This is a genomic window from Fructobacillus apis (assembly GCF_023893635.1).
Lineage (GTDB): Bacteria > Bacillota > Bacilli > Lactobacillales > Lactobacillaceae > Fructobacillus > Fructobacillus apis.
Genome location: NZ_JAMWYK010000003.1, coordinates 1 through 26,112, shown reverse-complemented (window position 1 = coordinate 26,112; position 26,112 = coordinate 1). Strand labels below are relative to the sequence as shown.

The window sequence follows — 26,112 nt, the reverse complement described above, 5'->3', positions numbered from 1 at the left end:
AGGTATAAACCCGGGCTTTTACGGGTTGAGATTAGAAGATTTACTATGAAATTCAAGTGGCCATTTAAAAAGAAGGAACCGTATTCACTCGGAAACCTGCCAACCTATACCCGTGTGCAGGTGAACGAACCAAAGAAGCGACCGGTGAACCTCAAAGTGTTTGCTTTTATCCTGGCCTTCTTGTTGGTTGGGTCAGCCGGATTTGCTGGCGTTGCCTACTTTGCCAACCGCGACCAAGTCGAGGTAAGCAAGAACAAAGCGGACGGTGAGCCGTTGAAGTTGAAGACTTCCGCTCGCAATGCTTTGGTGATTGATGCCCAGACCGGTCAGATTCTTGGGTCAAAGAATCCGGATCAAAAGATTGGAATTGCCTCCCAGAGTAAGATGCTGACGGCCTACGCCACGCTTCAGGGAATCGACGACGGAAAGTTCGAATGGACGACGCCCGTTAAGATTACGAAGTCATCCGACTGGTCTTCAAAGGACATCGATATGTACGCCCACTTGGATATCCACGAGGGACAAACGCTGACGGTGAAGGAACTCTTCAACGCCATGTTCTTGGCATCGGCAAACGATGCCTCACTGGCTTTGGCCGATTACGTGAAGAACAAGGATGAAAGCCAACAAGAGTTCTTGCAACGCTGGGCGAAGAAGTTGGACCTCGATGATTCTTCTTGGTACAACGCCGCCGGTCAGGTAAACGAAGACGCCTTTGACTACCAAGTGAAGTCAGCCAAGAAGACGGCCGAAAACACCGCCACACCACGTGAACTGGCCATCCTGGCTTACCGCATCTTGCAGGACTACCCGGATATCCGGACTTACTATGAAAAGCTTGGTTTGGTTTACTCACCAAACGGGGATACCACCCAGACAAAGATTAAGCTGGCCGAAGGTGGAAAGTTCAGCCGGGAAATCAAGGACAAGTTGAACAACCCGAAGAACTTGATCTTTGAGGGGATGAAGACGGGATCAACGCCGGATACCGGTGGTGCCTTGACCGGATTGATTAAGGACAAGGACGGCCACGAATTCATCACGGTGGTTTCCGGTGCTGGAAAGTACACGGATTCCTTCGAGCGTTACCAAGTAACGGCCGACATCGTGGGTCAGGTACTTGATAACTTCAAGAACCAAGTGGTGAACGAGAAGGCAAAGGTACCTGGCCAAGGGGTGCCAAAGAACGCCTGGGCCGAATCCGGCTACAGCCATTTGGTTGCCAAGGAAAAGCGCAGCTACTGGATGAAGAAGTCTGAAAAGGGAAAACTGACCTTTGAAACAGTGAAGCGCGTCAACACGGATGAGTTGGATGATGATGCCACGGTTAAGTACGTTGGGCCGAACTTGAAGGCGGAGTACTTGAAGGGGATTCAAGCCTCTGACTACAAGATTCCGTTGACCAACCAGGAAAGTGAAATCGCCGCAGAAGAAAACCTCTTCTTGAAGCACTGGTTGATGTTCTGGAAGTAAGCTAGGCAGGCACTTGTGTTGACAAGTTGCAGGATAAAGCAGACTTTTAAACAATAGAGGCCGTTTTGCAGCGAAACGGAACATAAAAAAAGCGGAGCCAAATGGCTCCGCTTTTTGTTTTTACATTTTTAAGAAATTAGTTGTTTGAAGTGGCTTCTTCGGCACGGTCCTTCAAGTCTGACAATTGTGCGTCCAATGAGTCGGCTGCGTCGTCCTTCTTAGCAGCGGCTTGGTTCTTTACTGAGTTGAACTTTTCCTTACCGGCTTCGCTCAAGTCAGATGCCTTTTGCTTGCTGTATGAAACCCAGTCTTGACCCTTGGCCTTACCAGTTTCAACCATGTCTTCCGCCTTGTCCTTCCAGTCAGCGACACGTTCGTCGTCCTTCAACAAGAGGTAAGCCAATGCAGCGTTACCGAACAATGAAACTCCTAGCAAAAAGTTCTTCATATGAGACACACTCCTTTTCATTCATGCTTGTGCTATATCGTTACGTCTATTATGGGAGCCATTCTAAGAAAAGTCAACGGAAGAAGCCGAAAATGCCGGGCTCTGGACCACGCCATTTTGGACTGAAAATGATATAATAAGGCGAGTTAAAGTTTTAGAAGGAGTCATTCATGATTAGTTTGAAGTCACCACGTGAAATCGAAGCCATGCGCAAGTCCGGGGCCATTATCGCCGGCATGCACCACATGCTTCGTGATTTAATTAAGCCCGGTTTGGACACCTGGGAAATTGAAACCAAGTGTAAGGCCTACATCGAAGACCACGGTGGTGTTCCTTTGCAAATCGGATTCGAAGGTTTCAAGTACGCCGTGACGGTTTCCGTGAACAACGAAGTTGCCCACGGTTTGCCAAAGAAGGGCGAAATCTTGAAGAACGGTGACTTGGTCAAGGTCGACACGGTTGTCGGATTGGACGGGGCCGTTTCTGACTCCGCCTGGTCATACGCCGTCGGTGAAGTGTCACCCGAAGTGAAGAAGTTGATGGAAGTGGCCAAGAAGGGGCTCTACCTCGGTATCGACCAAGCGGTTATTGGTAACCGTGTTGGTGACATCGGAGCAGCCATCGACAAGTACGTTTCCGACGAAATGGGTTATGGAAACGTTCGCCAGTACATCGGTCACGGTGTCGGCCCAACGATGCACGAAGATCCACAAATCCCTCACTTCGGTAAGGCCGGTCACGGTCTTCGCCTGAAGGAAGGAATGACCATCACCATCGAACCCATGGTCAACATGGGTGGCTGGGAAGTTGAAACCGACGAAACCCCAGAAGATGGTTGGACGGTTCGCACCTTGGACGGCTCATGGTCTGCCCAGTACGAACACACGTTGGCCATCACCAAGGATGGTCCTAAGATCTTGACGTCTCAAGATCCTGAAGAAGACGCAAAGTACTTGTAAGAATTGTTTGGGGCGCACGGCGCTTGATTGTCAGAATGTCGGGTAGCACCTGTCTGCCCGCAGCAGAGAATTCGGGCGCGCGCCCATTAAGAGGTAACGATGGCACTTCCAGAAGCTTTCATCGCAAAATATCAAGACCTACTTCAAGAAGAAAGTGGGCCTTTTTTTGATGCCCTGTCCCAATCCGTGGACAAGGGTTTTCGTATCAACCCGCTGAAGCAGGACCAAAACACCGTTGATTTGAACCTGGACCGTCCCATTTCCTGGTCGAAGTACGGCTACTTTGGCCAAGTGGACGGAAAGGGCGTCGACCACACGACAGGTTTGGTCTACTCCCAGGAACCATCCGCGCAATTTGTCGCCGAAGTGTTGGACGCACAACCCGGCGAACGCGTGCTTGACCTGGCCGCCGCGCCCGGTGGGAAGTCCACCCAGCTCGCTGCTCAGATGATGGGCGAAGGTCTGCTCTGGACAAACGAAATTTTCTTCGGCCGCGCCAAGATCCTGTCCGAAAACATCGAACGTTTTGGTGTACAAAACGCGGTCGTTTCGTCCACGGATTCAAAGGATTTGGCCAAGTTGCTGCCGACCTTCTTCGACAAGGTGCTTTTGGACGCGCCTTGTTCGGGTGAGGGGATGTTCCGAAAGGACCCCGATGCCATAACCTACTGGTCGGAAGGCTACCCAACGGAGTGTGCCGAACGTACGGAAGGGATCCTGGACAACGCGGTCAAGATGTTGAAGCCGGGCGGTACTTTGGTTTACTCCACTTGTACCTTCGCGCCCGAAGAAGACGAGAAGATGATGACCTGGCTGCTCGAAAAGTATCCGGAGTTTGAATTGTTACCAATTGACAAAGTCACTGGCTCGGGCATCCAAGACGGTCGTCCTGAATGGTCAAATGGCGATGAAGACCTCCTGAAGACAGCGCGCCTTTGGCCACAGGACCTCCCTGGAGAAGGCCACTTCGTGGCAAAGCTGCGTAAGAAAGATGACGCCGAATTCGGTAAGGCGGTCAAGGAACAGAAGTACGCCAAGTTTTCAAGCGAGGAAGAAAGCCTGCTGAAAGACTTCTTGGCAGACACTGTCCCTGGATTGGACGCGCCGATGGAACGCATGGTCAAGTTCGGTGACCGCGTCTTCTTGATGCCGGTTGGCTGCCCAGCCTTCAACAGCACCAAGGTGAAAATCCTCCGTGCAGGATTGGCCCTCGGAACTTTCAAGAAAAAGCGCTTTGAGCCCGACCACGCGTTGGCACTGGCGGTCAAGCCGGACCAGGCCAAGCGTACCTACGCCCTCGACCTAAAAAGCGAATGGGCCGGCTACATCCACGGTGAGACCATCACCAAGCCGCTCGACTTCGACAAAGGCTTCGTGCTCATCACCGCCGGTGGAAACGGCGTTGGTTGGGCGAAGTACGTGAACGGGCAATTGAAGAACTTTTACCCGAAGGGACTGCGCTTCTAAGCAGTTGGAGAAAAGGAGTCTTTTTCATGGCGTTGTAAGCGCACCGAAGGGGCGCGTCTTTCCATGACAGAAAAGACCCGTTTTACAAAGAACAAAATACAAGACAAAATCGGTTCGAATTACCTCATCACAAAGGAGAATCACATGGCATTTCAAAGCAGTATTACCATTCCAAACGTCGGGACTTACACCATCAGTCCTTCCATCAAGAAGTTTACGTTGATCGACCTCGGCTTCGTTGAAAACAACGCCGGCGCCTTCATCCTGAAGCGCTCCCTGCAACCCGAAAAGCCCATCGACCAAGCCATCTCCCTCAAGCTGACCTTTAAAAAGGACCTCTCCGGTGCCAAGGCCGACATCGTCGGCATGGCCGGTGGCCCAGTTCAAATTGGCAAGCAAGACGACGCTTCCCAAATGGAAGAAATCTTGGCCTTCCACCTGAAAGAACTCGTTGAACGCAACGTATTGGAGCAAACGGTATGACAACTTTTTACTTCGTTCGCCACGGACAAACCGAATGGAACCTCGAAAAGCGTTTCCAGGGGAAGCACGGTGATTCACCGCTCCTCCAAACGTCTTACGAAGACATGGAAAAAGTCGCGGACTTTTTAAAGGACAAAAACATCGCGCGTGTCTACGCCTCACCCTTGAAGCGTGCCCGCGTGACCGCCGAGGAAATCACCAAGGCTTTGCCCAACAACCCGGAGCTTTCCCTCCACTCCAACATCGCCGAAGTCGGCCTCGGTGAGTGGGAAGGGCAGCTTAAAGAAGACGTGATGAGGAACTACCCCGAAGCCTACGACACCTACCGCAACCACCTCGAAGACTTCGAGGGACAGGGCTTTGACGGCGAGGGCTACACGAAGGCGGTTGCCCGCTTCAAGCGCCTCATCGAAGAAATTGCCGAAGAGCGCCCCAACGATTCCGTCTTGCTCGTCGCCCACGGGTTGATTTTGACCTTCGGGATGTCTGCCATCCTCGGCGTACCCCGTAACGAAATCCGTTCGCTCGGTGGTCTTTCCAACACGTCAACGACGACGATTGAAAAGGCGCCCGGTGCCGACTACAAGCTCGTGAAGTGGAACGAGACGGACTACCTCGGTAAGAAGCAGGACGCCAAAACAACCATTTAGGCTACGCCTGGTGGAAAAGTCACGGTCGGGGAAGCGCTTTTCCCCGGTCTTTATGACAAGACAGTGCTGGTTTTCCAGCGTACATATGTTGAACAAAAAAGCTGCTTTTGCCGGAACTTATAAAGGGCCGCAATTTGCAAGCCGTAAGCCGCAAGCTGAAATTTGCGAGGCGCAGTCTGCAAGCCGCAATCTGTAAGCCGCAATTTTCAAGCTACGTTTTGGCAAGGCGCCAGGATCGGGAGCAGCAAGGCAGCACATAAAACAGCAAAACAGCAACGCACAAAGAAGTAAGTAGAGCAGGTATGGCAAAAACGATTTCTGAGGACAATCAAGTAACGGGAACGCTGAAGAACGTCATCTTTTCAGCGAGTGACTCCTATTTCAAGATTCTTTCCGTTGAAGTGAAGGACAACGATTTCGACTGGGACGAGGAAGAACTCGTCGTCACCGGTACCTTCGCCTCCGTCAAACCCGGCTCCACCTACGCTTTCTTCGGACAGTTGGTCACGCACCCTCGTTTCGGTCAGCAGTTCCAAGCGGCCCGCTATGAGAACCAAGCCGCTACCGACGAAAAGGGCCTCGTGGCCTTCTTCTCATCGGGCGACTTTGCCGGTGTGGGAAAGAAGACCGCCGAAAAAATCGTGGATGCCCTGGGAGAAGACGCCCTAGATAAAATCCTTTCGGATGAAAACGTTCTTTCTGGAATTGTGAAGCCAAACGTGGCGGAAAACCTGGTGAAGACGCTGAAGGAAAACGTGGGGCTCGAACGGCTCTTTGCCCTCGGACACCAGGTGGGGCTCTCCGCCGACCTAGCGGGTAAGCTCTACGACCAATACGGGGAAGAAGCACAGAGTATCTTAAGAGAGAAACCCTACCGCCTCGTCTATGACTTTGACGGCTTGCCCTTTAAAAAGATTGACGCCATCGCACGGAACGCAGGCTTTGAAGCAAACGATCCCGAGCGAATTCAGGCGGGTGTGTACGCCGCCATTCAAAACGCCTGCTTTGCTGGTGGGCACACCTTCTTGACGGTGGCGCAGACGCTTCAGGCCGCCCGCCAGACATTAGGTCAGGCCGAACTCGGTGAGGGCGACGACGTGATTAACGGCGCGCTCGGCGCCTTGGTTGCGCAAAAGCGCCTGAGCTACGACGAAGACGGCTACCAGCCACACGATTTGGCCGAGGCCGAGGGCGTGGTGGCCAAGAAGGTCGAAGAGCTCCTCAAGCAAAAGGCGCCCGTGAAGACAACGCAGAAGGCCATCGACGAATCCTTCGTGGTGGCCGACGGGCTGACACTGGACGACATCCAGGAACAGGCCGTGAAAGAAGGACTGTCAGCGCCCATCTTCGTGTTGACCGGTGGACCCGGAACGGGAAAGACCACGGTCACGAAATCCCTGATTAAGACCTGGGAGAAGATGGTCAAGCAGCAGGCCCGCCAGGAAGGACGTGACCAGGACTGGATGAAGGAGCAGCGCGTGCGCCTCGCTTCGCCAACCGGTCGCGCCGCCAAGCGCATGATGGAAATCACGGGCTACGAGGCGACGACGATTCACCGTCTGCTCGGAATATCGGATGGGGATGACGCTGAATTTGATGCGGAAAACCCCCTCTCTGGTGGGCTTCTCATCATTGACGAGGCGTCGATGTTGGACATCGACCTCGCCTCGGCGCTCTTTGCGGCCGTGCCGAAGAACATGCACGTGGTCTTGGTCGGGGATGCCGACCAGCTGCCTTCCGTTGGACCCGGAAACGTGCTCTTTGATTTGATTCACGCCAAGCAGGTCAACCACGTCGCCCTGAAGCGGATCTACCGCCAGGGAAAGGGCTCGTCCATCTCGGCTTTGGCCCAGTCCATTAACGCGGGTGCGTTGCCTGAAGACTTCATGCAAAAGCAGCCCGATCGCTCGACGTTCCTGACCACCTCAGCCCAGGTGCCATCGGCCGTGGGTCAGGTGCTGAAGTCGGCGATTAAGAAGGGCTTCACCGCCGACCAGGTGCAGGTGCTTGCGCCGATGTACAAGAGTCCGGCGGGTGTGAAGGCGTTGAACCAGATTGCCCAGGACCTGTTCAACCCGGTCGAACCAGGACAAAAGACGCTGCAGTATGGCGATAACGTGTTCCGCCTCGGGGATAAGGTGCTCCAGCTCGAAAACGATAGCGAGCGGGATATCTACAACGGGGACATGGGGGAGGTCGTTGCCGTCCATAACCAGTCCGACAAGGGCGTGGCGGCAGACGCGCTCGTCGTCGACTTTGCCGGCCAGGAGGTCTGGTACACGACGAAGACGCTGAACCAGCTGACGTTGGCGTATGCCACGACGATTCACAAGGCGCAGGGGAACGAGTTCAAGCTCGTAATTCTGGTGCTGACGTCGGGCTTCAAGATTATGTTGAACCAGAATTTGGTGTACACGGCGATTACGCGTGCCAAGGAGGCGCTCGTGATGGTGGGGGACTACGATGCGTACGATTACGCGGCGACCCACGCGGTGCCGGCACGGCAGACGCGCTTGCCGGAGTTGCTGGGTGGTGAGGCGACTGTGATTCGCACGACCGCTGCCACGACTGCTGGCCCTGCAAAAACGGCGCCCCAGGCGCCTTCCACCGACAGGCCAACCGCCAAAACGGCCACGCCAACGGCTGCCCAGGAGCCCACCCCAAAACAGGGTAGTAACGTAGCCCAAACGACGAGCCCCGCGGCAGCAACAGAAGCCGCACCAACAGCACAGCACCCCGCGGCCCAAGCCGCACCAACATCAGGTGCAACCCAGCAACCAACAGCCCAGCACCCCGCTGCCATCGAGGAAGCGGCCGCCGTCTCCATCCTCCCAGAGGGGATTCTGACGGCCGAACACCTGGCAAAGGGAAACATTGATCCAATGGTGGGGATGGAAAACCTCACCCCTTACGATTTTATGACCCAAGAGCCCTAAATCTTTTGTATAATGAAAGCATATAAGCGAGTGGGACCGAAACGTTAAAAAAGTGGCCACGCTTAAAAAAGAGGCTGCCTAAAAAATGGGCCGTGCCTCCCGATAACGGGGGCAGCCCTCAAAACGCCACCAACTCCAACTGATACTAGCAAGCAGGAGCCATTATGACTGCCAATCCAGAATTTCGACTTTTTGATTTAGGAATGAACCCCGACTTCACGGAAAAGATTGCCGACCAGCTCGGCGTGCCGGTCTCACCGGTTGACGTGAAGCAATTCGCGGACCACGAAATCTACGAACGAATCGTTGAATCCGTTCGTGGAATCGACGTTTACGTGGTGGCCCCAATTGCCGACCCAGTGAACGACAGCTTCATGAAGTTGATGATTTTCATCGACGCTGCCAAGCGCACGTCGGCGAAGTCCATCAACGTGGTTGTGCCTTACATGGGTTACGCCCGTTCCGACCGCAAGACGCGTTCACGTGAACCGATCTCGGCCCGTTTGGTGGCGAACATGTTGCAGTCACAGCGCGTGAAGCGCGTGATGACGATGGACTTGCACACGCCGCAGGTGCAAGGCTTCTTTGATATTCCAGTGGACCACTTGATTGCCATGCCGGCACAGGTGGACTTCTTGGAAAAGGAAGGCACGGTCGGCGAAAACGTCGTCTGTGTGGCTTCCGGACCATCAACGTTGAAGATTGTCCGCCGCTTGGCCGAAGAAATCGGCGCGCACTGGGCCATCATCGATGCCGACCGCGATCCGGACTCCGAAGCCCGCGTGACGGGTAAGGTGGAAGGTTTGCACGCGATTATCGTGGCGGACATGATTGATACGGGTCAGACGATGATGAAGGCGGCGACGGCCGTGAAGAAGGCCGGGGCGGCAACGATTGACGCCTTGGCGACGCACCCGGTTTTGTCGGGTGACACGGCCCAGAAGTTGCAGGAATCTGATTTGGACCGCGTGATTGTGTCGGACACGATTGCCGTGCCGGAACACAAGCAGTTCGATAAGTTGCAACAAATTTCCGTGGCGCACCTCTTTGCGGCTGGAATCCAGCGCGTGATTGAGCACAAGTCCATGTCAGACGTCTTGAAGGCGAACGGTCACAAGGAGGGGTAAATGAAAGAATCATTTGATCTTTTGTTTTCACCTGAGTGGTCGGTGTTGCCTGGAAAGGCGGGGATGATCACGTCGCAGTACGGGGCGTATTTGACTTTTGAAGCAAAAGAGGCTGGACAGTTGACGCTGACGTTTATGGAAGCGTACCCGGATTTGACCTTTACGCTGACCGTTGATGGGCAGGATAAGGAAAAGGTGCTGGCAAATGACGACCGGTTGGCGATTGAGCTGCCGGACGGCAAGCACGAGTACGTGCTGACGTTGGACCAGTGGGCGACGGGGCAGGTGGCTTTCTGGCAGACGGGGCTGGTCATCGAAGACCTGGCTTGGTCTGGAAAAACGGCCTTGCGGCCTAAGCTACCGGGTGCATTCGACGAGAAGTCGCCCTACCTGACTTTCGTCGGTGATTCGATTGTCGCCGGCGAGGCGATGGTTGGCGCAAGCCACGATGAACATCAGCCGACGCAGTCCTTCCCGGCTTTGGTCGCGAAGGAATTAAATCGTCCTTTGAACCGCATCGCATATGGCGGTACGGGGCTCACCACGGCTGCCCCTTTCCAGGAGCCCAAGGCGATTGACGCCTTGTGGCGAGTGGGACAAGACGTCCCACGGCGGCGAGTGGTCACCAAGCAGGTTGTAGTGGCATACGGTTTGAACGACGGAAATTATGGGGCGGACGCCAGTGACTTTGCATTCGGCCTGCGCGTTTACTTGCTCGAGCTGGTAAAGCGCTTCCACGGCGCACACTTCTACCTGCTCACGCCTTGGACCGGTGCCTTTACCGACATCTTCGAGGCGGAGGCGGCGCGTTTTGATTGCTTCACAGTGATTGAAACCAAGGACTGGGACATCCAGACCCGTCCGCACCACCCGGGTCCCAAGGACCACCAAAAGATTGCTAAGAAATTAATGACGTACCTGAAGGAGGAGAACTAAATGGTTTACCAAGCAGCAGAAGATCGTTACGAGAAGCTTCCCTACCGACGTGTGTCGGACTCTGGGTTGATTGTGCCGGCCGTGTCATTCGGCCTCTGGCGTAACCTCGGGGATACGATGCCTTTGGAAAACTCACGTAAGGTGATGTTGAAGGCTTTCGATTCTGGAATTTTCTCATTCGATAACGCCTTTAACTACGGACCAAACAACGGAACGGCCGAAGAAACCTTCGGTCAGGTTTACAAGTCTGACTTGAAGCCTTACCGTAACGAATTGGTGATCACGACGAAGGCCGGATACCACATGTGGCCTGGACCTTTGGGTGAATTCTCCGGACGCAAGACGCTGATCAACGCCTTGGATACGTCACTTGAAAAGATGAACCTCGATTACGTGGACATCTTCTACGCCCACCGTTATGATCCAAACACGAACTTGGAAGAAACGGCCCGTGCCTTGGACCACTTGGTTAAGCAGGGGAAGGCGCTCTACGTTGGGGTGTCAAACTACAACGCGGAACAGACGAAGGCGATTGCCGAAATCTTCAAGGATTTGGGTACGCCATTTATCGGTAACCAGGTTTCTTACAACATGCTGAACCAGCAGGAAAAGGAATCCGGTATGTTGGACATCTTGGACGAACACCACGCTGGTTTGTTCGCCTACGGTCCATTGGCCGAAGGATTGCTCACGGACCGTTACTTGGACGGTATTCCGGACAACTTCCCAATCCACAAGACGAACGGCTTCCTCTTTGACCAAGGAAAGGACGCGTTGGTGCAAAAGCTGAACGCGTTGAACGACTTGGCAAAGGGCCGCAACCAGACGATTTCACAGATGTCACTTGCTTGGCTCTTGCAGGACAAGCGCGTGGCTTCCGTGGTGATTGGAACGTCATCGGTGGATCACTTGGAGGACAACTTGGAATTTACCAAGAACTTGGACTTCACGGCCGACGAAATGGCTCAAATCGAAAAGATTATCAAGGGCTAAAGCCCAAACAAAAAAGACCGCTCACAAAGAGCGGTCTTTTTTTTAACACCGACAGGCTAACAGCCAAAACGGCCTCGATTAAAAACAGTCTACCTGAGCCCAGCCCACACCTTCGAGCAGCGAGTTCGGCGACGACCCAAGCTCTTTAACCGGCACCGGCCGCCCCAACTCAGCGTAATAGGCGACCCATTCCGGCAGCACCGTTCCGTTTTGCCCGAAGCGCAGTGGTCTCTCCTCGAAGATGCCTTCCTCTTCAAAGGCGAAGGTGACGAGTTGTGAGCAGTAGAAGCCTGGGCCAGCTTGGTAGAAGCCGTGGTTGTAGGGCTTACCGACCTGCGAAAAAGCGCGGTCCAGAACAGCGTCCAAGTCGGTGATTTTCCCATTGAAGCGGTAGACGTCAATCCGCCCGCGGTTCTTTTGCAAGAAAGCCGACCAGGGACCGAAAACGACACCGTCGTCGCCGGTGGCTTCGATGACGATTGGATTCGTTTTATCCTCACGGCCATCCACCAACGCCACGTGGCTGTACGTGACTTGGCCAGCTTGATTTGTTGACTCGGCAATCGATTGGTCTAGTCCTTCGTTTGTGGGGCGGACGAAGAGTAAATCCCCGCTAAAAAGTGAACACATCAGTCTTTTCTCCTTGCCTATAAGAATAACATAAAAATCAACGGCGCTGCTTTCCTATTTTTGGCCCAGCGCCCTCTAGCACGTGAGGTGAAAACAGGGTACAATAGATGAATGTGAGCAAAGTTGACTAATCTACATTATTGGAGAGTCTGAAATGGAAAAAAAGCTAACGTGGCGCCAGAACTTACTAATGGTGTCTTTGATCTTCGGAATGTTTTTCGGAGCAGGAAACTTAATCTTCCCAATCCACTTGGGACAAATTGCCGGAGCCGCTTGGGGACAAGCAACCTTCGGATTTATTTTATCGGCGGTCTTGTTACCACTCTTGGCCTTGGTGGCCTTGGGTGTGACGCGTTCAAGCTCGGTCTTTGATTTGATCAAGCCGCTCGGTGCCAAGACGTCCATCGTTTTCGTGGTTGTCTTGCACTTGTGCTTGGGGCCTTTGGTCGTGGCACCACGTACCGCAACGGTGGCGTACTCGTTCTCCGTTGCCAACTGGGTGCCAGCGGGCATGGAACAAGTCGGGCTGGCCATTTTCTCGCTTTTCTACTTCATCTTGGTCTACTGGGCCTGCTTGAAGGCCGACAGCATTACGTCGGTGATTGGAAAGTACTTGAACCCGGCTTTCTTGATTTTGCTGGCCGTGGTCTTCATCTTGGCCCTTGTTTGGCCAATGGGTGGGTTGGACCAGCACGTGACGTCTGCTTACCAGAGCTCACCGGTGCTGTCTTCAGCCATTGAAGGTTACAACACGGTCGATGCCTTGGCATCGCTGGTTCTTGGTGTGGCCATCGTACACGCCATTCAAAACATGGGCTACACGAAGCCAGCCCACGTTGCTAAGATCATCATCAAGACGGGAACTTGGGCCTTGATTGGTCTTTCATTGGTTTACGTCGGATTGATTTTGCTCGGAACGTCATCACTTGGAAAGGTGAACACGTCCGTGAACGGGGCGATTGCTTTGACGCAAATCATGACGAACTACTTCGGTTCGTTCGGTCACTACTTCTTGGCCATCATGGGACCGGTCGCCGTGTTTACGACAGCGATGGGGGAATCTTCCTCACTGGCCCACGATTACCACCGCGCCTTCCCAAAGATTTCCTACGAGAAGTTCTTGGCCTTTGCGGTGATTTTGGCTTACTTGGTGGCCTTGCTCGGTTTGGATAAGATCATTGAATGGGCGGAACCAATCCTGTTGATGATGTATCCAGTGGCGATTGTCTTGGTCTTCTTGAACTTGGCGTCACCATGGATTGGCCGTAAGCGTCCGATGTTTAACTGGATGATTGGGTTGACGTTGATTGGCTCAATCGGGGACGGTTTGACGCAGGTGCCATTTGCCAAGATGCTCGGCGGTTTCGTGTCCTACACGGAAAATGGTGTCTTGCACGAAGGCTGGTACCAGGCGCACTTGCCACTGGCAAGCCAGGGGTTCTCCTGGACGCTCTTCGCGTTAGCAGGGTTGGTGATCGGTGCGTTGCACTGCTACATCACAAAGCCTGCCTCCGTTGACGAACAACCTGCTCAATCGGAAGTTTAACCTTTTGAAAAAACGGCGTCCCAAGGGCCGCCTTAAAACGTGAGGAAGTTTTAAAACATCCTCGCCAAATCAATATAAAAAAAGCGCTACAGTTTAATGGACTGTAGCGCTTTTTTTGTATATTAATTAATCGCTTACTTCGCTTCTTGTTCTTCGTTCAAGATGCGGTAGGCCAAAGATTCTGACATGATCAAATCCGTCAAGAAGTTTCCACGCAAAGCACCGATGGCTGCTTGGGACTTAGACTTTGAACGGATAACACCAACACGCTTGTTAACGGACAAGATGGTGCTCATTGGCAAACCAACGGTCTTGTCTGAATCAGCGTTCAAGATGTTTCCATTAATGTCGTAAGGACGACCGAAGATCATACCGGCAACTTCACCCAAACGAACGTTAGGGAAGAGGCGGTTGATGTTTTGGTTCCAGATGGAAATGGATTCAAGTGATGAGATGGTACCAAGACCAGTTAACAACGTGTCCATGTCCTTTGCCACGTCCAATGTGTTCTTGATGGAAACGGCTTCGTACAAACCGTTTCGAACCGCATCGTCTGACAAGTAAAGGGGTGCTGGAAGTGTCAAGAACTCACCAGAAACCTTCTTGGCAGCGCGTTCAACGATACGGACAGATCCGGCCGTTGAGTTGTACTTCATGTTTTCACCAACGAATTGTGTGAACTTGATGTGTTCCAATGGGTTTGATGTAATGGCGTCAATCAACGCGTACATCGTTTCTCCCCATGTCATTCCAACAACGTGCGTGTCCTTTTCAAGGTGCTTCACAACGAAGTTAGCCGCATAGTTAGAAAGCAATTCTTCAGTGGCCGTTGCCGTGGCATCGTCTTGGATGATGTAGCAGGCCGTCTTAGGGAACTTTTCTTTAAAGACTTGTTCCAATTGAGAATTACGTGAAGCCGTTGACGCGATTTCGATTTTGACGATTCCGGTCTTAACGGATTCCGTCAGGTACTTATTAATTAAGTAGCGAGAGACTTGATACTTCTCGGAAATCTCTCCGAAGGACATCTTATTTAGGTAGTAGTCCTCGGCGATTTGAGCAAGTAAGCTTGGATCAGTCGTTGGCATAATAATCCTCTTCAATATGTATTTTATATTCTGTACGATTTATGTAACAAAGTATTACAGAATGATATAGATAGTCTACACATTTTTCCACATTTTTGCAATATATATAGTAAATTTTTGATTGTTATTAGTAATTTAGAAATCATAAATCTTTTTAAAAATTAAAAAAGAAGTAAAAAATCTCTGTTTTTATAAAAATATCAACATTAATTCTTTACTTCACAAGACGAGTCTTTTATAATGATATATGTAACTTTTATCAGCAAATAGAAGGAGGCATTATGGTTGATATGAACGAAGTGCAACAAATGCACGAAGAACACACTGGTGTCTTGGAAGTTTCTGGAACTTTCGACATTAAGACGCCATCTGATTTGGGTAAGGCATACACGCCTGGTGTTGCTGGCTTGGCCAAGGACATCGAAGCAAACCCAGCTGACAAGGCAAAGTACACGATGTCAGGGAAGTTGATTCCGGTGATCACGGACGGTTCTGCTGTCTTGGGTCTTGGAAACGTCGGTCCTGGTGCCGGATTGCCAATCGTTGAAGGAAAGGCATTGATTTACAAGTCATTTGCCGGTGTTGATGCTATCCCAATGGCATTGAACCAAGAATCAATTGATGACATCGTGACGACGATTAAGACGATGTCACCTTCATTTGCTGGAATTCACTTGGAAGACATCGCTGCTCCGCGCGTCTTTGAAATCGAACGCCGCTTGTCTGAAGAATTGGACATGCCTGTTTACCACGATGACCAAACGGGAACGGCCATCGTTGTCTTGGCCGGATTGATCAATGCGGCCAAGGTTGCTGGTAAGGAATTGAAGGGCTTGAAGGTCGTTGTTAACGGTATCGGTGCTTCAGGTGTTGCCACGGCTAAGTTGTTGTTGGCCGCTGGTATCAAGCACCAAACGCTCGTTGACATCAACGGTGTTGTTCGTCCAGAAGACGAAGGCTACAACTCATTCCAACGCGAATTGGCCGACTCAGTTGACCAAGTGCCTGGAAAGACGTTGGACGATGTCATCGTTGACGCTGACGCCTTCATCGGTTTGTCAGACGCCAAGGTCTTGTCACAAGACCAAGTCAAGAAGATGGCTGACAACGCCATCGTCTTCGCATTGGCTAACCCAGTGCCAGAAATCGACCCAGACGAAGCCAAGGCTGCTGGTGCAGCTGTGACGGCTACTGGTTCATCACAATGGCCAAACCAAGTGAACAACGTCTTGGTCTTCCCAGGATTGTTCAAGGGACTCTTGGCTTCAGGATTGAAGCACGTTGACATGGACCTCCAAGTTAACGTTGCCCACGGTTTGGCAAACTTGGTTGAAGACGTGAACGCCGACAAGATTGTGCCGGGCGTCTTCGAAGACGGTGTTGTTGACGCAGTTACAAACGCCGTATTGGACTACGCAAAGAAGGCTTAATCACACATGGCTGAAACGATTCAAGAACTCTACATCCATAACCCAATGATTAAAAAGCGTTGGGAGAACTTCTTGAAGGACCGTGGCATCACGGTGTTTGCTGATCAGGAAGTGGATACGATTGATCAGACAATTGGACTTTTTGACGAGCAAGATAACTTGGTCGGAACGGGTTCGATTGCGGGCAAGACCATCAAGTACATCGCCGTTTACGACGATGGCTCTGGTGCCTCTGGTTCCCGCTTTAACCAAGTCGTTTCGGCCTTGGAAATGAAACTGGCAGAAGCCGGCCATTTCCAAATCTTTGTCTTCACGAAGCCCCAGTACGAAAAGAGCTTCCAACACGTTGGCTTTACGACTTTGGCAAAGACCGATTACGGTCTCATCCTTGAAAAGGGAACGCCAAACATCGACACCTACCGCAAGGCTTTGCCAAAGAAGCCAGCGGATGCGAACAAGGTGGCGGCCATCGTGATGAACGCCAACCCCTTTACGAAGGGACACCGGTACTTGGTGGAACAAGCGTCAAAGGAAAACGACTGCGTCTACGTCTTTGTGGTGAACCAAGACGTATCACTCTTTACCACCCAGGAAAGAACGCAGTTGGTTGAAGAAGGAACGAAGGACTTGGACAACGTGCTTGTCGCAAATGGTGGGGACTACATGGTTTCCTACTTGTCATTCCCGGCCTACTTCATTAAGGACCAAGACCAGGCCATCAAGTTCCAAACCGCGCTGGACGCCACGCTGTTTAAAGACCAGCTGGCCAAGCCTTTGGGCATCCAGACGCGTTATCTCGGGACGGAACCAACGTCTCACACCACTAATCTTTATAACGAAACGCTCAAAACCATCCTGCCACCTGAAGTAGATGTGAAAGAAATCCCACGTCTAACTGCCGGTAGCGGGCAGAATGTGGTTTCAGCAAGAGAGGTCCGGGCTTTGATTAAGGACGATTCCATTGCGCCTTTGGAACAATACGTTCCAGAGACAACGGCGGACTTTATCAAGGAAAACCTTGGCTTGTTGCAGGAGCGGATTTTGAAAGGACAGAAAATCAATGGAAATTAAGCAAACAGCCATGGCTGGTACGCTGGAATCTTCTGATATCCAAATCGTATTGAGCCAAGGTTCAAATGGCATCGAATTTGATCTTACGTCAGACGTAATGAAGCAATTCGGTGACGACATCAAGGAAACGATTGAAAATGTAATCAAGTCATTTGAAATCGAATCAGCCATGGTTAAAGTGGTTGACAAGGGGGCTTTGACGCCTGTCATTAAGGCGCGTGCCATCACGGCTTGCCAACGTGCCTTGGATTTGAAAGATCAACCAAAGTGGGAGGTGCTCTAATGGCTGCAGATGAACGTTTACGCCGTACAATGATGTTCGTTCCTGGTAACAACCCAGGATTGATTAAGGACGCCGGAATCTTCGGTGTTGATTCCATCATGTTTGATTTGGAAGATGCCGTTTCAATGACGGAAAAGGATTCAGCCCGTTACTTGGTCTACGAAGCATTGCAGACTTTTGATTACGGAAACGCTGAATTGGTTGTTCGTATCAACGGATTGGACACGCCTTTCTACGAAAACGATATCAAGGCCATGGTTAAGGCCGGTATCGACGTTATCCGTTTGCCAAAGACGGAAACGCCAGAAATGATTCACCAATTGGAAGAATTGGTTCTTGCTGCTGAAAAGGAATTCGGCCGTGAAGAAGGTTCTACTAAGTTGATGGCTGCCATCGAATCAGCTTTGGGTGTTGTTAACGCATACCCAATCGCTGCAGCTTCTGACCTTATGATCGGAATCGCTTTGTCAGCCGAAGATTACACGACGGACATGAAGACGCACCGTTACCCAGACGGAGCGGAATTGTCTTACGCACGTAACGCCATCTTGCACGCTGCCCGCGCTGCTAAGATCGCTGCCTTCGACACTGTCTTCACGAACTTGGATGACATGGAAGGATTCGTTCGCGAAACCGAATACATTAAGCAACTCGGATTCGACGGTAAGTCATTGATCAACCCACGTCAGATTGCCCCTGTTAACAAGGTGTACGCACCAACGCAGAAGGAAATCTTGAACGCCCAAAACGTGATGGCTGCTATTGAAGAAGCTAAGCGTAAGGGTTCTGGTGTTATCGCCATGAACGGTCAAATGGTTGACCGCCCTGTTGTTTTGCGTGCAGAACGCGTAATGAAGTTGGCAGAAGCCAACAACTTGCTCGATGCGGAGGGAAATTACATTGAAAAATAATGTCAACCGGGAAATCCCCGATCAAATCTTAAACGACTACAACTACGAAGGTTTCAAGACGACTGACTTTGGTAACCCTGACATCCAACGTGTTGCTCCTAAGGTTACTGCCCAAACTGGTCCATCAAAGATTGTTGAATCAGTGAAGAAGGTTGTTGCTGAAACGCTTGAAGATGGCATGACCATCTCATTCCACCACCACTTCCGTGAAGGAGACTACGTCTTCAACATGGTAATGCGTGAAATTATCGACGCCGGCTACAAGAACTTGACGTTGGCTCCTTCATCATTGACGAACGTGATGAACGACATCGTTGTCGAAGCCATCGAAAAGAAGACGGTGACAAACATCACGTCATCAGGTATACGTGGTTCATTGGGAGACGCCGTATCACACGGTGCCTTGGAAAACCCAGTTATCTTCCGTTCACACGGAAACCGTGCCCGCGCCATTGAATCTGGTGACATCAAGATTGACGTTGCCTTCTTGGGTGTACCAAACGCCGACGAAATGGGTAACGCCAACGGTATGAACGGTGACACGGCCTTCGGTTCATTGGGTTACGCTTTGATCGATGCCCAATACGCTAACAAGTTGGTCTTGTTGACGGATAACTTGATGCCATACCCTAACACGCCTGCTTCAATCAAGCAGACGCAAGTTGACTACGTGGTTAAGGTTGACGAAGTTGGTAACCCTGACAAGATCGGTTCGGGAGCCACTCGTTTCACGAAGGACCCTAAGGAACTTCAAATCGCCGAAATGGTTAACGATGTTATCGTTAACTCACCATACTTCAAGCAAGGCTTCTCATTCCAGACTGGTTCTGGTGGGGCTGCCTTGGCCGTTACGCGTTTCTTGCGTAAGGCCATGATTGAAAACCAAATCAAGGCATCATTTGCCTTGGGTGGTATCACGAAGCCAACGGTTGACTTGTTGAACGAAGGTTTGATCGAACGCATCATGGACGTTCAAGACTTCGATAAGGGTGCCGCTTCATCAATGAAGAACTCACCTAACCAACAAGAAATCGATGCCTCATGGTATGCTGACCCTGCTAACAAGGGTGCCATGGTTGATAAGTTGGATGTTGCCATCTTGTCTGCTTTGGAAATTGACACGAACTTTAACGTTAACGTTATGTCAGGTTCTGACGGTGTTATCCGTGGAGCCATCGGTGGTCACCAAGACGCCGCTACTGCTAACTTAACGATTATCTCAGCGCCACTTGTTCGTGGACGTATCGCAACGATCGTTCCTGAAGTGACGACTGTTATCACGCCAGGTGAATCAATCGACGTTGTTGTTACGGAATTGGGTATCGCGATTAACCCTAACCGTAAGGACTTGATTGATTCATTGTCAAAGGTTCCTGGTTTGCCAATCTTCTCAATCGAAGAATTGCAACAAAAGGCTGAAAAGCTTGTTGGTGCAGCAAAGCCATTGGAATTCACTGACCGCGTTGTTGCGTTGGCCGAATACCGTGACGGTACTTTGATCGATGTTATCAAGCAAGTGAAGGACTAATCTTCTTCATAAAAAGGGCCAGTTTTAAACTGGTCCTTTTTACTTTTAAGGCAGAGAGGGACAAGGGTTCCTCTTTGCCGTACATAAAATGGAGAAATTCTTTTAGAATAGGAATATCTCTGCTATATTAGAATATAAATAAGAAAATTTTAGGTAGGAGACGATTCATGAGTCTTTTGGAAAATGTATTTGCAGGAGGAAAACAAGTCACGTTGGACAACGTGCTTGAAAACCGCGAATGGCGGTCCAACCTGCAAGGGCAATTAGAAGAGAAGCACCCACAGGAAACGATTTTGGCCATCAAGCTAAACATTCCGGGTGCCATCAAGAACAGTCCTGCCTTAAAACAACTCTTTACGGCCGGCTGGCGCACCTTCATGGCGCGTTTAACCTTCTGGCCAGTCCGTTACATTAAAGTGCTAAAAGACCGTGTCACGGGTCCTGAAGGCTTCTTAGTGGTGGCGGGTCCAATCACGGAAGTGAAAAAAGAAGCGATTCGCTTTGAACAACACTTCTTCTTAGGCCGTCTCTTTGACATCGACGTGATGGCCGAAAACCAAGAACAGTACCAACTGTCCCGCAAGGACCTGGGCTTTAGTCCCCGTACCTGCCTCGTGTGTGACCAGGATGCCAAGCTCTGTGCGCAGACGGAAAAACACGACCTGCAGGAACTGCAAACGGCCGTCAATGACTTTTACCAAGAGTACTTCGTTAAGGATCCCGTCATTCCGGCCTGGGACAAAAGAGAAGTGGTGAAGAGTGCGCTCTTTGCCTTTCTCGCCGAAGCGTCCGTGACGCCAAAGCCCGGTCTTGTTGACCCGGCTTCCACCGGTTCACACGATGACATGGACATCTTCTCCTTCATCGACTCATCCATCGCTTTGGAAGGGTACTTCGGTTCCTGCTTCGAAGCTGGACGTGAATTCCACGGTAGCGATTTGAAGGCTTTGCTGTTGAAGATTCGTCCGTCTGGTATCCGCGCCGAAGAAGCGATGTTTATCGCAACTGAAGGGGTGAACACCCACAAGGGCGCAATCTTCACGGTCGGAATCTTCCTTGCCGCCTACGGTTACGCTAGCCGTAATTACCAGGACCCATCCTTGTCCTTTGTGTTGGACGTCGTGGCGCAAATGGGTTCTGATTTGATCAAAGAAGAGCTTGCCAAGAAGACTGAGCACGATCAAACGGCCGGGCAGGCACAGTACGAGGCCTACCGTTTCACCGGTGTTCGTGGGGAAGTGGCCGAGGGGCTTGTGCCACTTGAAAAGGTGGGCTTGCCTGAGCTTCGAAAGAGTCATGGGGACACCAACGTCCGCCTGTTGAACGCACTCATGCACCTGGCGGCAAACATCAACGATTCCACGTTGATTAAGCGTTCAAAGAACCCTGAAATTCCAAGGCAAATGGCTGCCTACAGCCAGAAGTTCTTTGAACTCGGCGGTGCCAATAGCGAGGATGGCATGGCCTACCTGAAGCAACTGGACCAGGACTTCATCAAGGAAAACCTCTCCATCGGAGGAGCGGCGGACTACTTGATTTTGACGGCCCTGGTTGGTCGCTTAACTGGATTAATTTAAACACTTACAAAAAGACCGTCACGTTAGCTGGCGGCTTTTTTCAAAAGAGGAGAAATGAAGATGGCTTTTTTTAAGACAAACGATGGCGTTTCAATTAACTATGAAGACCGTGGCGGAGACGGGCCCGTTGCGGTCTTGCTCTCTGGATTTTCAGGGATTCAAGCCGAATGGTTTTACCAAATCGAAGCTTTGCAGGAAAAGGGCTTCCGTGTTGTCACGATGGACTGGCGTTGCCACGGTCGTTCCCAAAAGACATCAAAGAACTTGCGAATTGGTCGTTTGGCTACGGACCTCAGGCAGCTTGTTTTGAAGCTCGACTTGCAGGATATGACGCTTGTCGGCCACTCCATGGGTGGGGCCGGGATCTTTGCCTACCTCTCACTCTTCGGTGAAGACCGGGTGAAGAAGGTCGTTGTTATCGACGAATCACCAAAACTGTTGAACGATCCGGAGTGGTCCGCCGGGCTTTTGGGCATGGACTGGAACACCTTTCCTGTGATGGTCAACACTTTCATTCACCAAAAGCTGACATACGCCCCCGTTTCTGAAAGTTTAAAAGATAACTTACAGAAAGAAAAAAAAGATTATCCATTCGATTTTAATTTAGCGGTGGCTTTGTTGAAGAATCATTTATTGGAAGATTGGCGAGAAAACATCTACGACTTGAAGGCGCCCATGCTCTACGTAGCCGGGGAGAAAAGCCCGCTGTTTAAGGATTCTTACTACAAAGAATTCGAAGGATTGTTCAAGGAAAAAGATCAGTTAACGGTCATGGAAAAAGTGGGCCACTTGCCCCACATCGAAAAACCTGATGAATTTAATGATGTATTTTTGAAATTCATAATGTAAAGATTCACAATATATGTTATATTATTCAAGTGAAATAATTATATAACTGAGGTTTATGAATCATGTCAGAAAACGAAACAAGCCAAAACGGCTTCTTTTCAAAGTTTGAGAATATGATCAAGATTGATGGTATCGGTGGAATCGCCTATATCGTCATGTTGGCTATTCTCGTTGGTGTTATGCAATTGGGTGCTTTCCCAAAGAACATGTTGGGGGCACTCTTCATCATGGTCAGCTTGGGTGGGATCTTGTACTACATGGGTGCAAACCTTCCAATTGTTAAGACTTACTTGGGTGGTGGATCCGTGTTCACCACGATGGTCGCAGCCGTTCTTTCAGGAACGGGCCTTGTGCCACACACGACCGTTGCAACGGTTAAGTCATTCATGACTGGAACCAACTTCTTGGAATTCTACATCGTGTCTTTGATCATCTCAGCCATCTTTAAGATGGACCGTAAGATGGTTTTGAAGGCCGCTGTGCGTTTCTTGCCAGTTGCGTTCTTGACGTTGATCATCACGTTCTTCGTTGTTGGTTCCGTTGGGGCATTGCTCGGACTTGGTTTCCAACACACGTCACTTTACATTACCTTCCCAATGATGGCTGGTGGTGTTGGTGCCGGAATCGTGCCATTGTCAACGATTTACGGAGCGGCAACGCACGTCCCATCAGGACAAATCTTGTCACAACTCTTCCCACCACTTGTTTTGTCTAACTTGTTGGCCATCATCATTTCTGGATTGATTTCAGAAAACACGAAGGGCTCAAAGTTGAACGGAAACGGTGAATTGTTGAAGCAAGACATCCAAGACGAAATAAAGGGTGTTGAACCTACTCACTTGGACAAGCAACAATTGCTTGTTGGTATGATGACGGCCATCTCCTTCTACATGATCGGAGTAACGTTGCACAAGATGGTTCCTCAAGTGAACTCATTTGCCTTCTTGATCTTGCTTGCCATCATCATCAAGGCCTTGGGAATCGTGCCACACTACTACGAAGAATCAACGGTTATGTTTGGACAGTTGGTTGTGAAGACGTTGACGCACGCCATCTTGGCCGCTGTCGGTCTTGCTTTGCTTGACTTGTCATCACTTCTTTCAACGTTCTCATGGCAATTGGTTGTCTGCGTTATCGTGTCAATCATGTCCGTAACGTTCTTTGCTGGTTTGCTTGGTAAGCTCTTTGGCTTCTACCCAGTGGAATCATCAATCACTGCCGGATTGGCTAACAACTCAATGGGTGGTACTGGAAACGTTGCCGTTTTGTCAGCTGCCAACCGCATGAATTTGATGGCCTTTGCACAGATGGGGAACCGTATCGGTGGAGCCATTGTCTTGGTTATCGCCGGACTCTTGGTCACAATCTGGGGCTAAATCCTAAAATTGAATCATTTTGATTAAAAGTCAGCTTTCGAGCTGACTTTTTTATTTTTGTTTAAGATAGGTACGTTTTTGGTAATCTGTTCCTTAAAAATATTCCAACCTGGTGTTATACTAGTCCAGGTATTGTTATAAAAGAATAAGATACAGGAGTGTATTATGTCTGAACAAACTTCAGAAAAGGGTCTTTTTGCAAAGATCGAAGAAAAAGTTCAAGTGACAAATATCGGAGGAGTTGCCTTCACTTTGATGTTACTTCTCTTGATTGCAACGTTGAGCTTGAACGCATTGCCAAAGAACATGGGTGGGGCATTGTTTGCCTTGGTTATCCTCGGAGGAGTCTTCTTCTACGTTGGTAACAACACCCCAATCTTGAAGTCATACTTGGGTGGAGGTTCTGCCTTGGCCGTTGTTGCTGGTTCAGCAATGACTGCCATGGGAATGGTACCTGCACCAGCAGTTGCTGACATCAAGTCATTTATTTCCAACACGAACTTCTTGGAATTCTACATCGTGGCTTTGATCTGTTCAGCCATCTTGAAGATGGATCGTGACTTGTTGTTGAAGTCCGCTGTGCGTTTCTTGCCAGTTGCCTTCGGTGCCATGATCATCGCCTTCTTCGTAACGTCCATTGCGGGAATGGCCTTTGGATTCTCATTTAAGCACGCTGCTTTGTACGTTTCATTCCCAATGATGGCCGGTGGTATCGGTGCCGGAATCGTTCCTTTGTCAGCGTCATACGCTGGTGCTTTGCACCAATCAGCCGGTGACATCTTGAACCAATTGTTCCCAGCCGTTGTGATTGCCAACTTGTTGGCCATCATCGGTTCATCACTTTTGGTTAAGTTCACGGCTAAGTCAAAGATGAACGGACAAGGTCAATTGTTGAAGACGTCAGAAGACATGGGTTCAAAGAAGCAAGATGACATGCCAGCCATGAACAACCGTCAATTGTTGAACGGTATGATGGTTGCCTTGACTTTCTACATCATGGGTAACATCTTGTTCCACTTCATCCCACAGATCAACGCCTTTGCCTTCATGATTCTTTTGGTTATCTTGGCTAAGGCCTTCAACTTGGTTCCAAAGTTCTACGAACAATCAGCTGCTATGTTCGGTGGTATGATTACGTCAGCCACGACACCAGCTTTGTTGGCCGGAATTGGTTTGGCCCTCGTTGACATGAACAAGTTACTCCAAACGGTTACTTGGCAACTCGTTGTCTGCTCATTGATCTCAGTGATTACGATTGGTATTGCTGGTGGTTTGCTTGGTAAGCTCTTCGGACTTTACCCAGTTGAATCAGCCATCGCCGGTGGTATGATCAACAACTCAATGGGTGGAACTGGTAACGTTGCTGTTTTGTCAGCCTCAGACCGTATGGGACTCATCGCCTTTGCCCAAATGGGTAACCGAATCGGTGGTGCCATCATCTTGGTCTTGGGTGGCTTGCTCATTACCATTTTGTAATTCATTACAATTTTCAAAGTCCAACGCGTCCGCGTTGGGCTTTTTTGTTTGCCCTTTTTGTCTTTTGCTTGTGAAGTGCTGATTTCTATTCTGTTTCTCGATTTTCTAAAATACCGTTCTTTTCGCGTCCTGATAGGCTTTCTTGTATCAGTTTAAAATCTTTTGTAAAACTTTAGAATTATTCTAGTCACAAACGTTAACATTTCGTTACAAGAGTGCTAAAACAGAGTTGAGGTAAGTTTTAGTTACTAGAGCACTTAATGAGAAGATTGGAAGTGGATTTTGATGCTCAAAGAACATAAGAAAATGTACAAGGCCGGTAAGAACTGGCTGATTATGGGAATAACGTCCTTTGCCGTAGTGGGCGCGGTTTCCCAACTCGATAACATGGGAATCAAATCGGCCAAGGCCGTGATGCCAAACCAAAGCAAACAGGTGGCTTCGGCCGATCAACGTGACTTCAACACGAAGCCATACGTCGGTTACATCATGGGAAACGAAATCGACTTTGATAGTTACGAAGACGCCATCGTTGGACGTTACATGGATATTCCTGTCACGCACCTTTTGGATTCCGATAACCACTATCTAAACATGGGATTTCAAAACGTCTACGTGCACTTGGATCCGGACACGGGAATGTTGTATGCTTCGATCATGCAGAGTTATTCAAAATTGCTGATTCGACAAGATACAGGTCAGGAAATTGAATTTCACTGGAATCCACCGTTTGGACCTGGCACTCCAGACCACGCCTTCCCAATTTATGACATGACTCGAGACGGCTCATATGTCAAGAAATTGGACAAAAATAAGTGTATAAAATATTTTGAGCTACGTCCGTTAAATACATTCTAATCAATTCATTTGTTTCT

General features: G+C 50.2%; 23 protein-coding genes. 20 read left to right on the top strand and 3 right to left on the bottom strand.

Features of this window, described 5'->3' with window-relative positions:
- The first annotated feature begins 45 nt into the window (after nucleotides 1–45).
- A complete protein-coding gene (locus NFX39_RS03605) occupies nucleotides 46–1,473 on the top strand; it encodes a D-alanyl-D-alanine carboxypeptidase family protein (RefSeq protein ID WP_252443084.1) in 1,428 nt (475 codons plus the stop codon).
- Nucleotides 1,474–1,609: 136 nt separating this feature from the next.
- Here the strand turns inward: NFX39_RS03605 and NFX39_RS03600 are convergent, their stop codons facing one another.
- On the bottom strand, nucleotides 1,610–1,921 hold the full coding sequence (locus NFX39_RS03600; RefSeq protein WP_252443082.1) for a hypothetical protein: 312 nt from the start codon (nucleotides 1,919–1,921) through the stop codon (nucleotides 1,610–1,612).
- Nucleotides 1,922–2,091: 170 nt separating this feature from the next.
- Here NFX39_RS03600 and map point away from each other — a divergent pair, with 170 nt between their 5' ends.
- The 8 genes from map to NFX39_RS03560 all read left to right on the top strand — a co-directional run bounded on the left by map (nucleotide 2,092) and on the right by NFX39_RS03560 (nucleotide 11,472).
- A complete protein-coding gene (gene map / locus NFX39_RS03595) occupies nucleotides 2,092–2,880 on the top strand; it encodes a type I methionyl aminopeptidase (RefSeq protein ID WP_252443081.1) in 789 nt (262 codons plus the stop codon).
- A gap of 99 nt (nucleotides 2,881–2,979) precedes the next feature.
- Nucleotides 2,980–4,347: an RsmF rRNA methyltransferase first C-terminal domain-containing protein gene (locus NFX39_RS03590; protein ID WP_252443079.1), complete on the top strand. Its 1,368-nt coding sequence runs from the start codon at nucleotides 2,980–2,982 to the stop codon at nucleotides 4,345–4,347.
- 144 nt (nucleotides 4,348–4,491) lie between these two features.
- On the top strand, nucleotides 4,492–4,830 hold the full coding sequence (locus tag NFX39_RS03585) for a DUF1831 domain-containing protein (protein WP_252443077.1): 339 nt from the start codon (nucleotides 4,492–4,494) through the stop codon (nucleotides 4,828–4,830).
- The gene (locus NFX39_RS03580; RefSeq protein WP_252443075.1) at nucleotides 4,827–5,480 is read left to right on the top strand and encodes a histidine phosphatase family protein; all 654 of its coding nucleotides are present in this window, start codon (nucleotides 4,827–4,829) and stop codon (nucleotides 5,478–5,480) included. Before NFX39_RS03585 ends, NFX39_RS03580 begins: the two co-directional genes overlap by 4 nt.
- 302 nt (nucleotides 5,481–5,782) lie before the next feature.
- Entirely contained in the window at nucleotides 5,783–8,416 is a 2,634-nt protein-coding gene (gene recD2, locus NFX39_RS03575) for an SF1B family DNA helicase RecD2 (RefSeq protein WP_252443073.1), read from the top strand.
- A gap of 164 nt (nucleotides 8,417–8,580) precedes the next feature.
- Nucleotides 8,581–9,543: a ribose-phosphate diphosphokinase gene (locus NFX39_RS03570; protein ID WP_252443071.1), complete on the top strand. Its 963-nt coding sequence runs from the start codon at nucleotides 8,581–8,583 to the stop codon at nucleotides 9,541–9,543.
- Nucleotides 9,544–10,479: an SGNH/GDSL hydrolase family protein gene (locus NFX39_RS03565; RefSeq protein ID WP_252443069.1), complete on the top strand. Its 936-nt coding sequence runs from the start codon at nucleotides 9,544–9,546 to the stop codon at nucleotides 10,477–10,479. It begins immediately after the preceding gene.
- Complete coding sequence (locus NFX39_RS03560; RefSeq protein WP_252443067.1) at nucleotides 10,480–11,472, top strand: aldo/keto reductase; 993 nt, start codon at nucleotides 10,480–10,482, stop codon at nucleotides 11,470–11,472.
- A gap of 78 nt (nucleotides 11,473–11,550) precedes the next feature.
- On the opposite strand, the gene NFX39_RS03555 is transcribed toward NFX39_RS03560, so the two are convergent.
- Nucleotides 11,551–12,102 carry a YiiX/YebB-like N1pC/P60 family cysteine hydrolase gene (locus tag NFX39_RS03555; RefSeq protein ID WP_252443065.1) on the bottom strand — a complete coding sequence of 184 codons (552 nt, stop codon included), beginning with the start codon at nucleotides 12,100–12,102 and terminating at the stop codon, nucleotides 11,551–11,553.
- Nucleotides 12,103–12,256: 154 nt separating this feature from the next.
- Here NFX39_RS03555 and brnQ point away from each other — a divergent pair, with 154 nt between their 5' ends.
- Nucleotides 12,257–13,648, top strand: a complete 1,392-nt coding sequence (gene brnQ / locus NFX39_RS03550) for a branched-chain amino acid transport system II carrier protein (RefSeq protein ID WP_252443063.1) — start codon at nucleotides 12,257–12,259, stop codon at nucleotides 13,646–13,648.
- Between the two features lie 134 nt (nucleotides 13,649–13,782).
- Here brnQ and NFX39_RS03545 read toward each other — a convergent pair whose 3' ends face one another.
- The gene (locus tag NFX39_RS03545) at nucleotides 13,783–14,736 is read right to left on the bottom strand and encodes a sugar-binding transcriptional regulator (protein WP_252443061.1); all 954 of its coding nucleotides are present in this window, start codon (nucleotides 14,734–14,736) and stop codon (nucleotides 13,783–13,785) included.
- 281 nt (nucleotides 14,737–15,017) lie between these two features.
- On the opposite strand from NFX39_RS03545, the gene NFX39_RS03540 reads away from it, so the two are divergent.
- From NFX39_RS03540 to NFX39_RS03495, 10 genes are all read left to right on the top strand, one after another.
- Nucleotides 15,018–16,166 (top strand): NAD(P)-dependent malic enzyme, encoded by a 1,149-nt coding sequence (locus NFX39_RS03540; RefSeq protein ID WP_252443059.1) that lies wholly within the window; start codon nucleotides 15,018–15,020, stop codon nucleotides 16,164–16,166.
- A gap of 6 nt (nucleotides 16,167–16,172) precedes the next feature.
- A complete protein-coding gene (gene citC, locus NFX39_RS03535; protein WP_252443057.1) occupies nucleotides 16,173–17,237 on the top strand; it encodes a [citrate (pro-3S)-lyase] ligase in 1,065 nt (354 codons plus the stop codon).
- On the top strand, nucleotides 17,227–17,520 hold the full coding sequence (citD, locus tag NFX39_RS03530; protein WP_252443055.1) for a citrate lyase acyl carrier protein: 294 nt from the start codon (nucleotides 17,227–17,229) through the stop codon (nucleotides 17,518–17,520). The genes citC and citD overlap by 11 nt, the downstream gene beginning before the upstream one ends.
- The gene (citE, locus tag NFX39_RS03525; protein ID WP_252443053.1) at nucleotides 17,520–18,431 is read left to right on the top strand and encodes a citrate (pro-3S)-lyase subunit beta; all 912 of its coding nucleotides are present in this window, start codon (nucleotides 17,520–17,522) and stop codon (nucleotides 18,429–18,431) included. The genes citD and citE overlap by 1 nt, the downstream gene beginning before the upstream one ends.
- Nucleotides 18,421–19,959, top strand: a complete 1,539-nt coding sequence (citF, locus tag NFX39_RS03520) for a citrate lyase subunit alpha (RefSeq protein ID WP_252443051.1) — start codon at nucleotides 18,421–18,423, stop codon at nucleotides 19,957–19,959. Before citE ends, citF begins: the two co-directional genes overlap by 11 nt.
- 167 nt (nucleotides 19,960–20,126) lie before the next feature.
- Nucleotides 20,127–21,536, top strand: a complete 1,410-nt coding sequence (gene citG, locus NFX39_RS03515; protein ID WP_252443049.1) for a triphosphoribosyl-dephospho-CoA synthase CitG — start codon at nucleotides 20,127–20,129, stop codon at nucleotides 21,534–21,536.
- Nucleotides 21,537–21,596: 60 nt separating this feature from the next.
- Nucleotides 21,597–22,385: an alpha/beta fold hydrolase gene (locus NFX39_RS03510; RefSeq protein ID WP_252443047.1), complete on the top strand. Its 789-nt coding sequence runs from the start codon at nucleotides 21,597–21,599 to the stop codon at nucleotides 22,383–22,385.
- Between the two features lie 62 nt (nucleotides 22,386–22,447).
- Nucleotides 22,448–23,761, top strand: coding sequence for a 2-hydroxycarboxylate transporter family protein (locus tag NFX39_RS03505; protein ID WP_252443045.1), 1,314 nt, complete (start codon nucleotides 22,448–22,450; stop codon nucleotides 23,759–23,761).
- A 165-nt stretch (nucleotides 23,762–23,926) separates the two neighbouring features.
- Entirely contained in the window at nucleotides 23,927–25,237 is a 1,311-nt protein-coding gene (locus NFX39_RS03500) for a 2-hydroxycarboxylate transporter family protein (protein WP_252443043.1), read from the top strand.
- Nucleotides 25,238–25,522: 285 nt separating this feature from the next.
- Nucleotides 25,523–26,095: a KxYKxGKxW signal peptide domain-containing protein gene (locus NFX39_RS03495; protein WP_252443041.1), complete on the top strand. Its 573-nt coding sequence runs from the start codon at nucleotides 25,523–25,525 to the stop codon at nucleotides 26,093–26,095.
- Nucleotides 26,096–26,112 lie beyond the last annotated feature (17 nt).

Coding starts and splice junctions, on each gene's coding strand:
- NFX39_RS03545 (WP_252443061.1), bottom strand. CDS start 14,736: ATGCCAACGACTGATCCAAGCTTACTTGCTCAAATCGCCGAGGACTAC.
- citG (WP_252443049.1), top strand. CDS start 20,127: ATGAGTCTTTTGGAAAATGTATTTGCAGGAGGAAAACAAGTCACGTTG.
- NFX39_RS03590 (WP_252443079.1), top strand. CDS start 2,980: ATGGCACTTCCAGAAGCTTTCATCGCAAAATATCAAGACCTACTTCAA.
- NFX39_RS03505 (WP_252443045.1), top strand. CDS start 22,448: ATGTCAGAAAACGAAACAAGCCAAAACGGCTTCTTTTCAAAGTTTGAG.
- NFX39_RS03570 (WP_252443071.1), top strand. CDS start 8,581: ATGACTGCCAATCCAGAATTTCGACTTTTTGATTTAGGAATGAACCCC.
- citE (WP_252443053.1), top strand. CDS start 17,520: ATGGCTGCAGATGAACGTTTACGCCGTACAATGATGTTCGTTCCTGGT.
- NFX39_RS03560 (WP_252443067.1), top strand. CDS start 10,480: ATGGTTTACCAAGCAGCAGAAGATCGTTACGAGAAGCTTCCCTACCGA.
- NFX39_RS03510 (WP_252443047.1), top strand. CDS start 21,597: ATGGCTTTTTTTAAGACAAACGATGGCGTTTCAATTAACTATGAAGAC.
- NFX39_RS03555 (WP_252443065.1), bottom strand. CDS start 12,102: ATGTGTTCACTTTTTAGCGGGGATTTACTCTTCGTCCGCCCCACAAAC.
- citC (WP_252443057.1), top strand. CDS start 16,173: ATGGCTGAAACGATTCAAGAACTCTACATCCATAACCCAATGATTAAA.
- NFX39_RS03540 (WP_252443059.1), top strand. CDS start 15,018: ATGGTTGATATGAACGAAGTGCAACAAATGCACGAAGAACACACTGGT.
- citD (WP_252443055.1), top strand. CDS start 17,227: ATGGAAATTAAGCAAACAGCCATGGCTGGTACGCTGGAATCTTCTGAT.
- NFX39_RS03600 (WP_252443082.1), bottom strand. CDS start 1,921: ATGAAGAACTTTTTGCTAGGAGTTTCATTGTTCGGTAACGCTGCATTG.
- brnQ (WP_252443063.1), top strand. CDS start 12,257: ATGGAAAAAAAGCTAACGTGGCGCCAGAACTTACTAATGGTGTCTTTG.
- NFX39_RS03500 (WP_252443043.1), top strand. CDS start 23,927: ATGTCTGAACAAACTTCAGAAAAGGGTCTTTTTGCAAAGATCGAAGAA.
- NFX39_RS03565 (WP_252443069.1), top strand. CDS start 9,544: ATGAAAGAATCATTTGATCTTTTGTTTTCACCTGAGTGGTCGGTGTTG.
- recD2 (WP_252443073.1), top strand. CDS start 5,783: ATGGCAAAAACGATTTCTGAGGACAATCAAGTAACGGGAACGCTGAAG.
- NFX39_RS03605 (WP_252443084.1), top strand. CDS start 46: ATGAAATTCAAGTGGCCATTTAAAAAGAAGGAACCGTATTCACTCGGA.
- NFX39_RS03580 (WP_252443075.1), top strand. CDS start 4,827: ATGACAACTTTTTACTTCGTTCGCCACGGACAAACCGAATGGAACCTC.
- NFX39_RS03585 (WP_252443077.1), top strand. CDS start 4,492: ATGGCATTTCAAAGCAGTATTACCATTCCAAACGTCGGGACTTACACC.
- map (WP_252443081.1), top strand. CDS start 2,092: ATGATTAGTTTGAAGTCACCACGTGAAATCGAAGCCATGCGCAAGTCC.
- NFX39_RS03495 (WP_252443041.1), top strand. CDS start 25,523: ATGCTCAAAGAACATAAGAAAATGTACAAGGCCGGTAAGAACTGGCTG.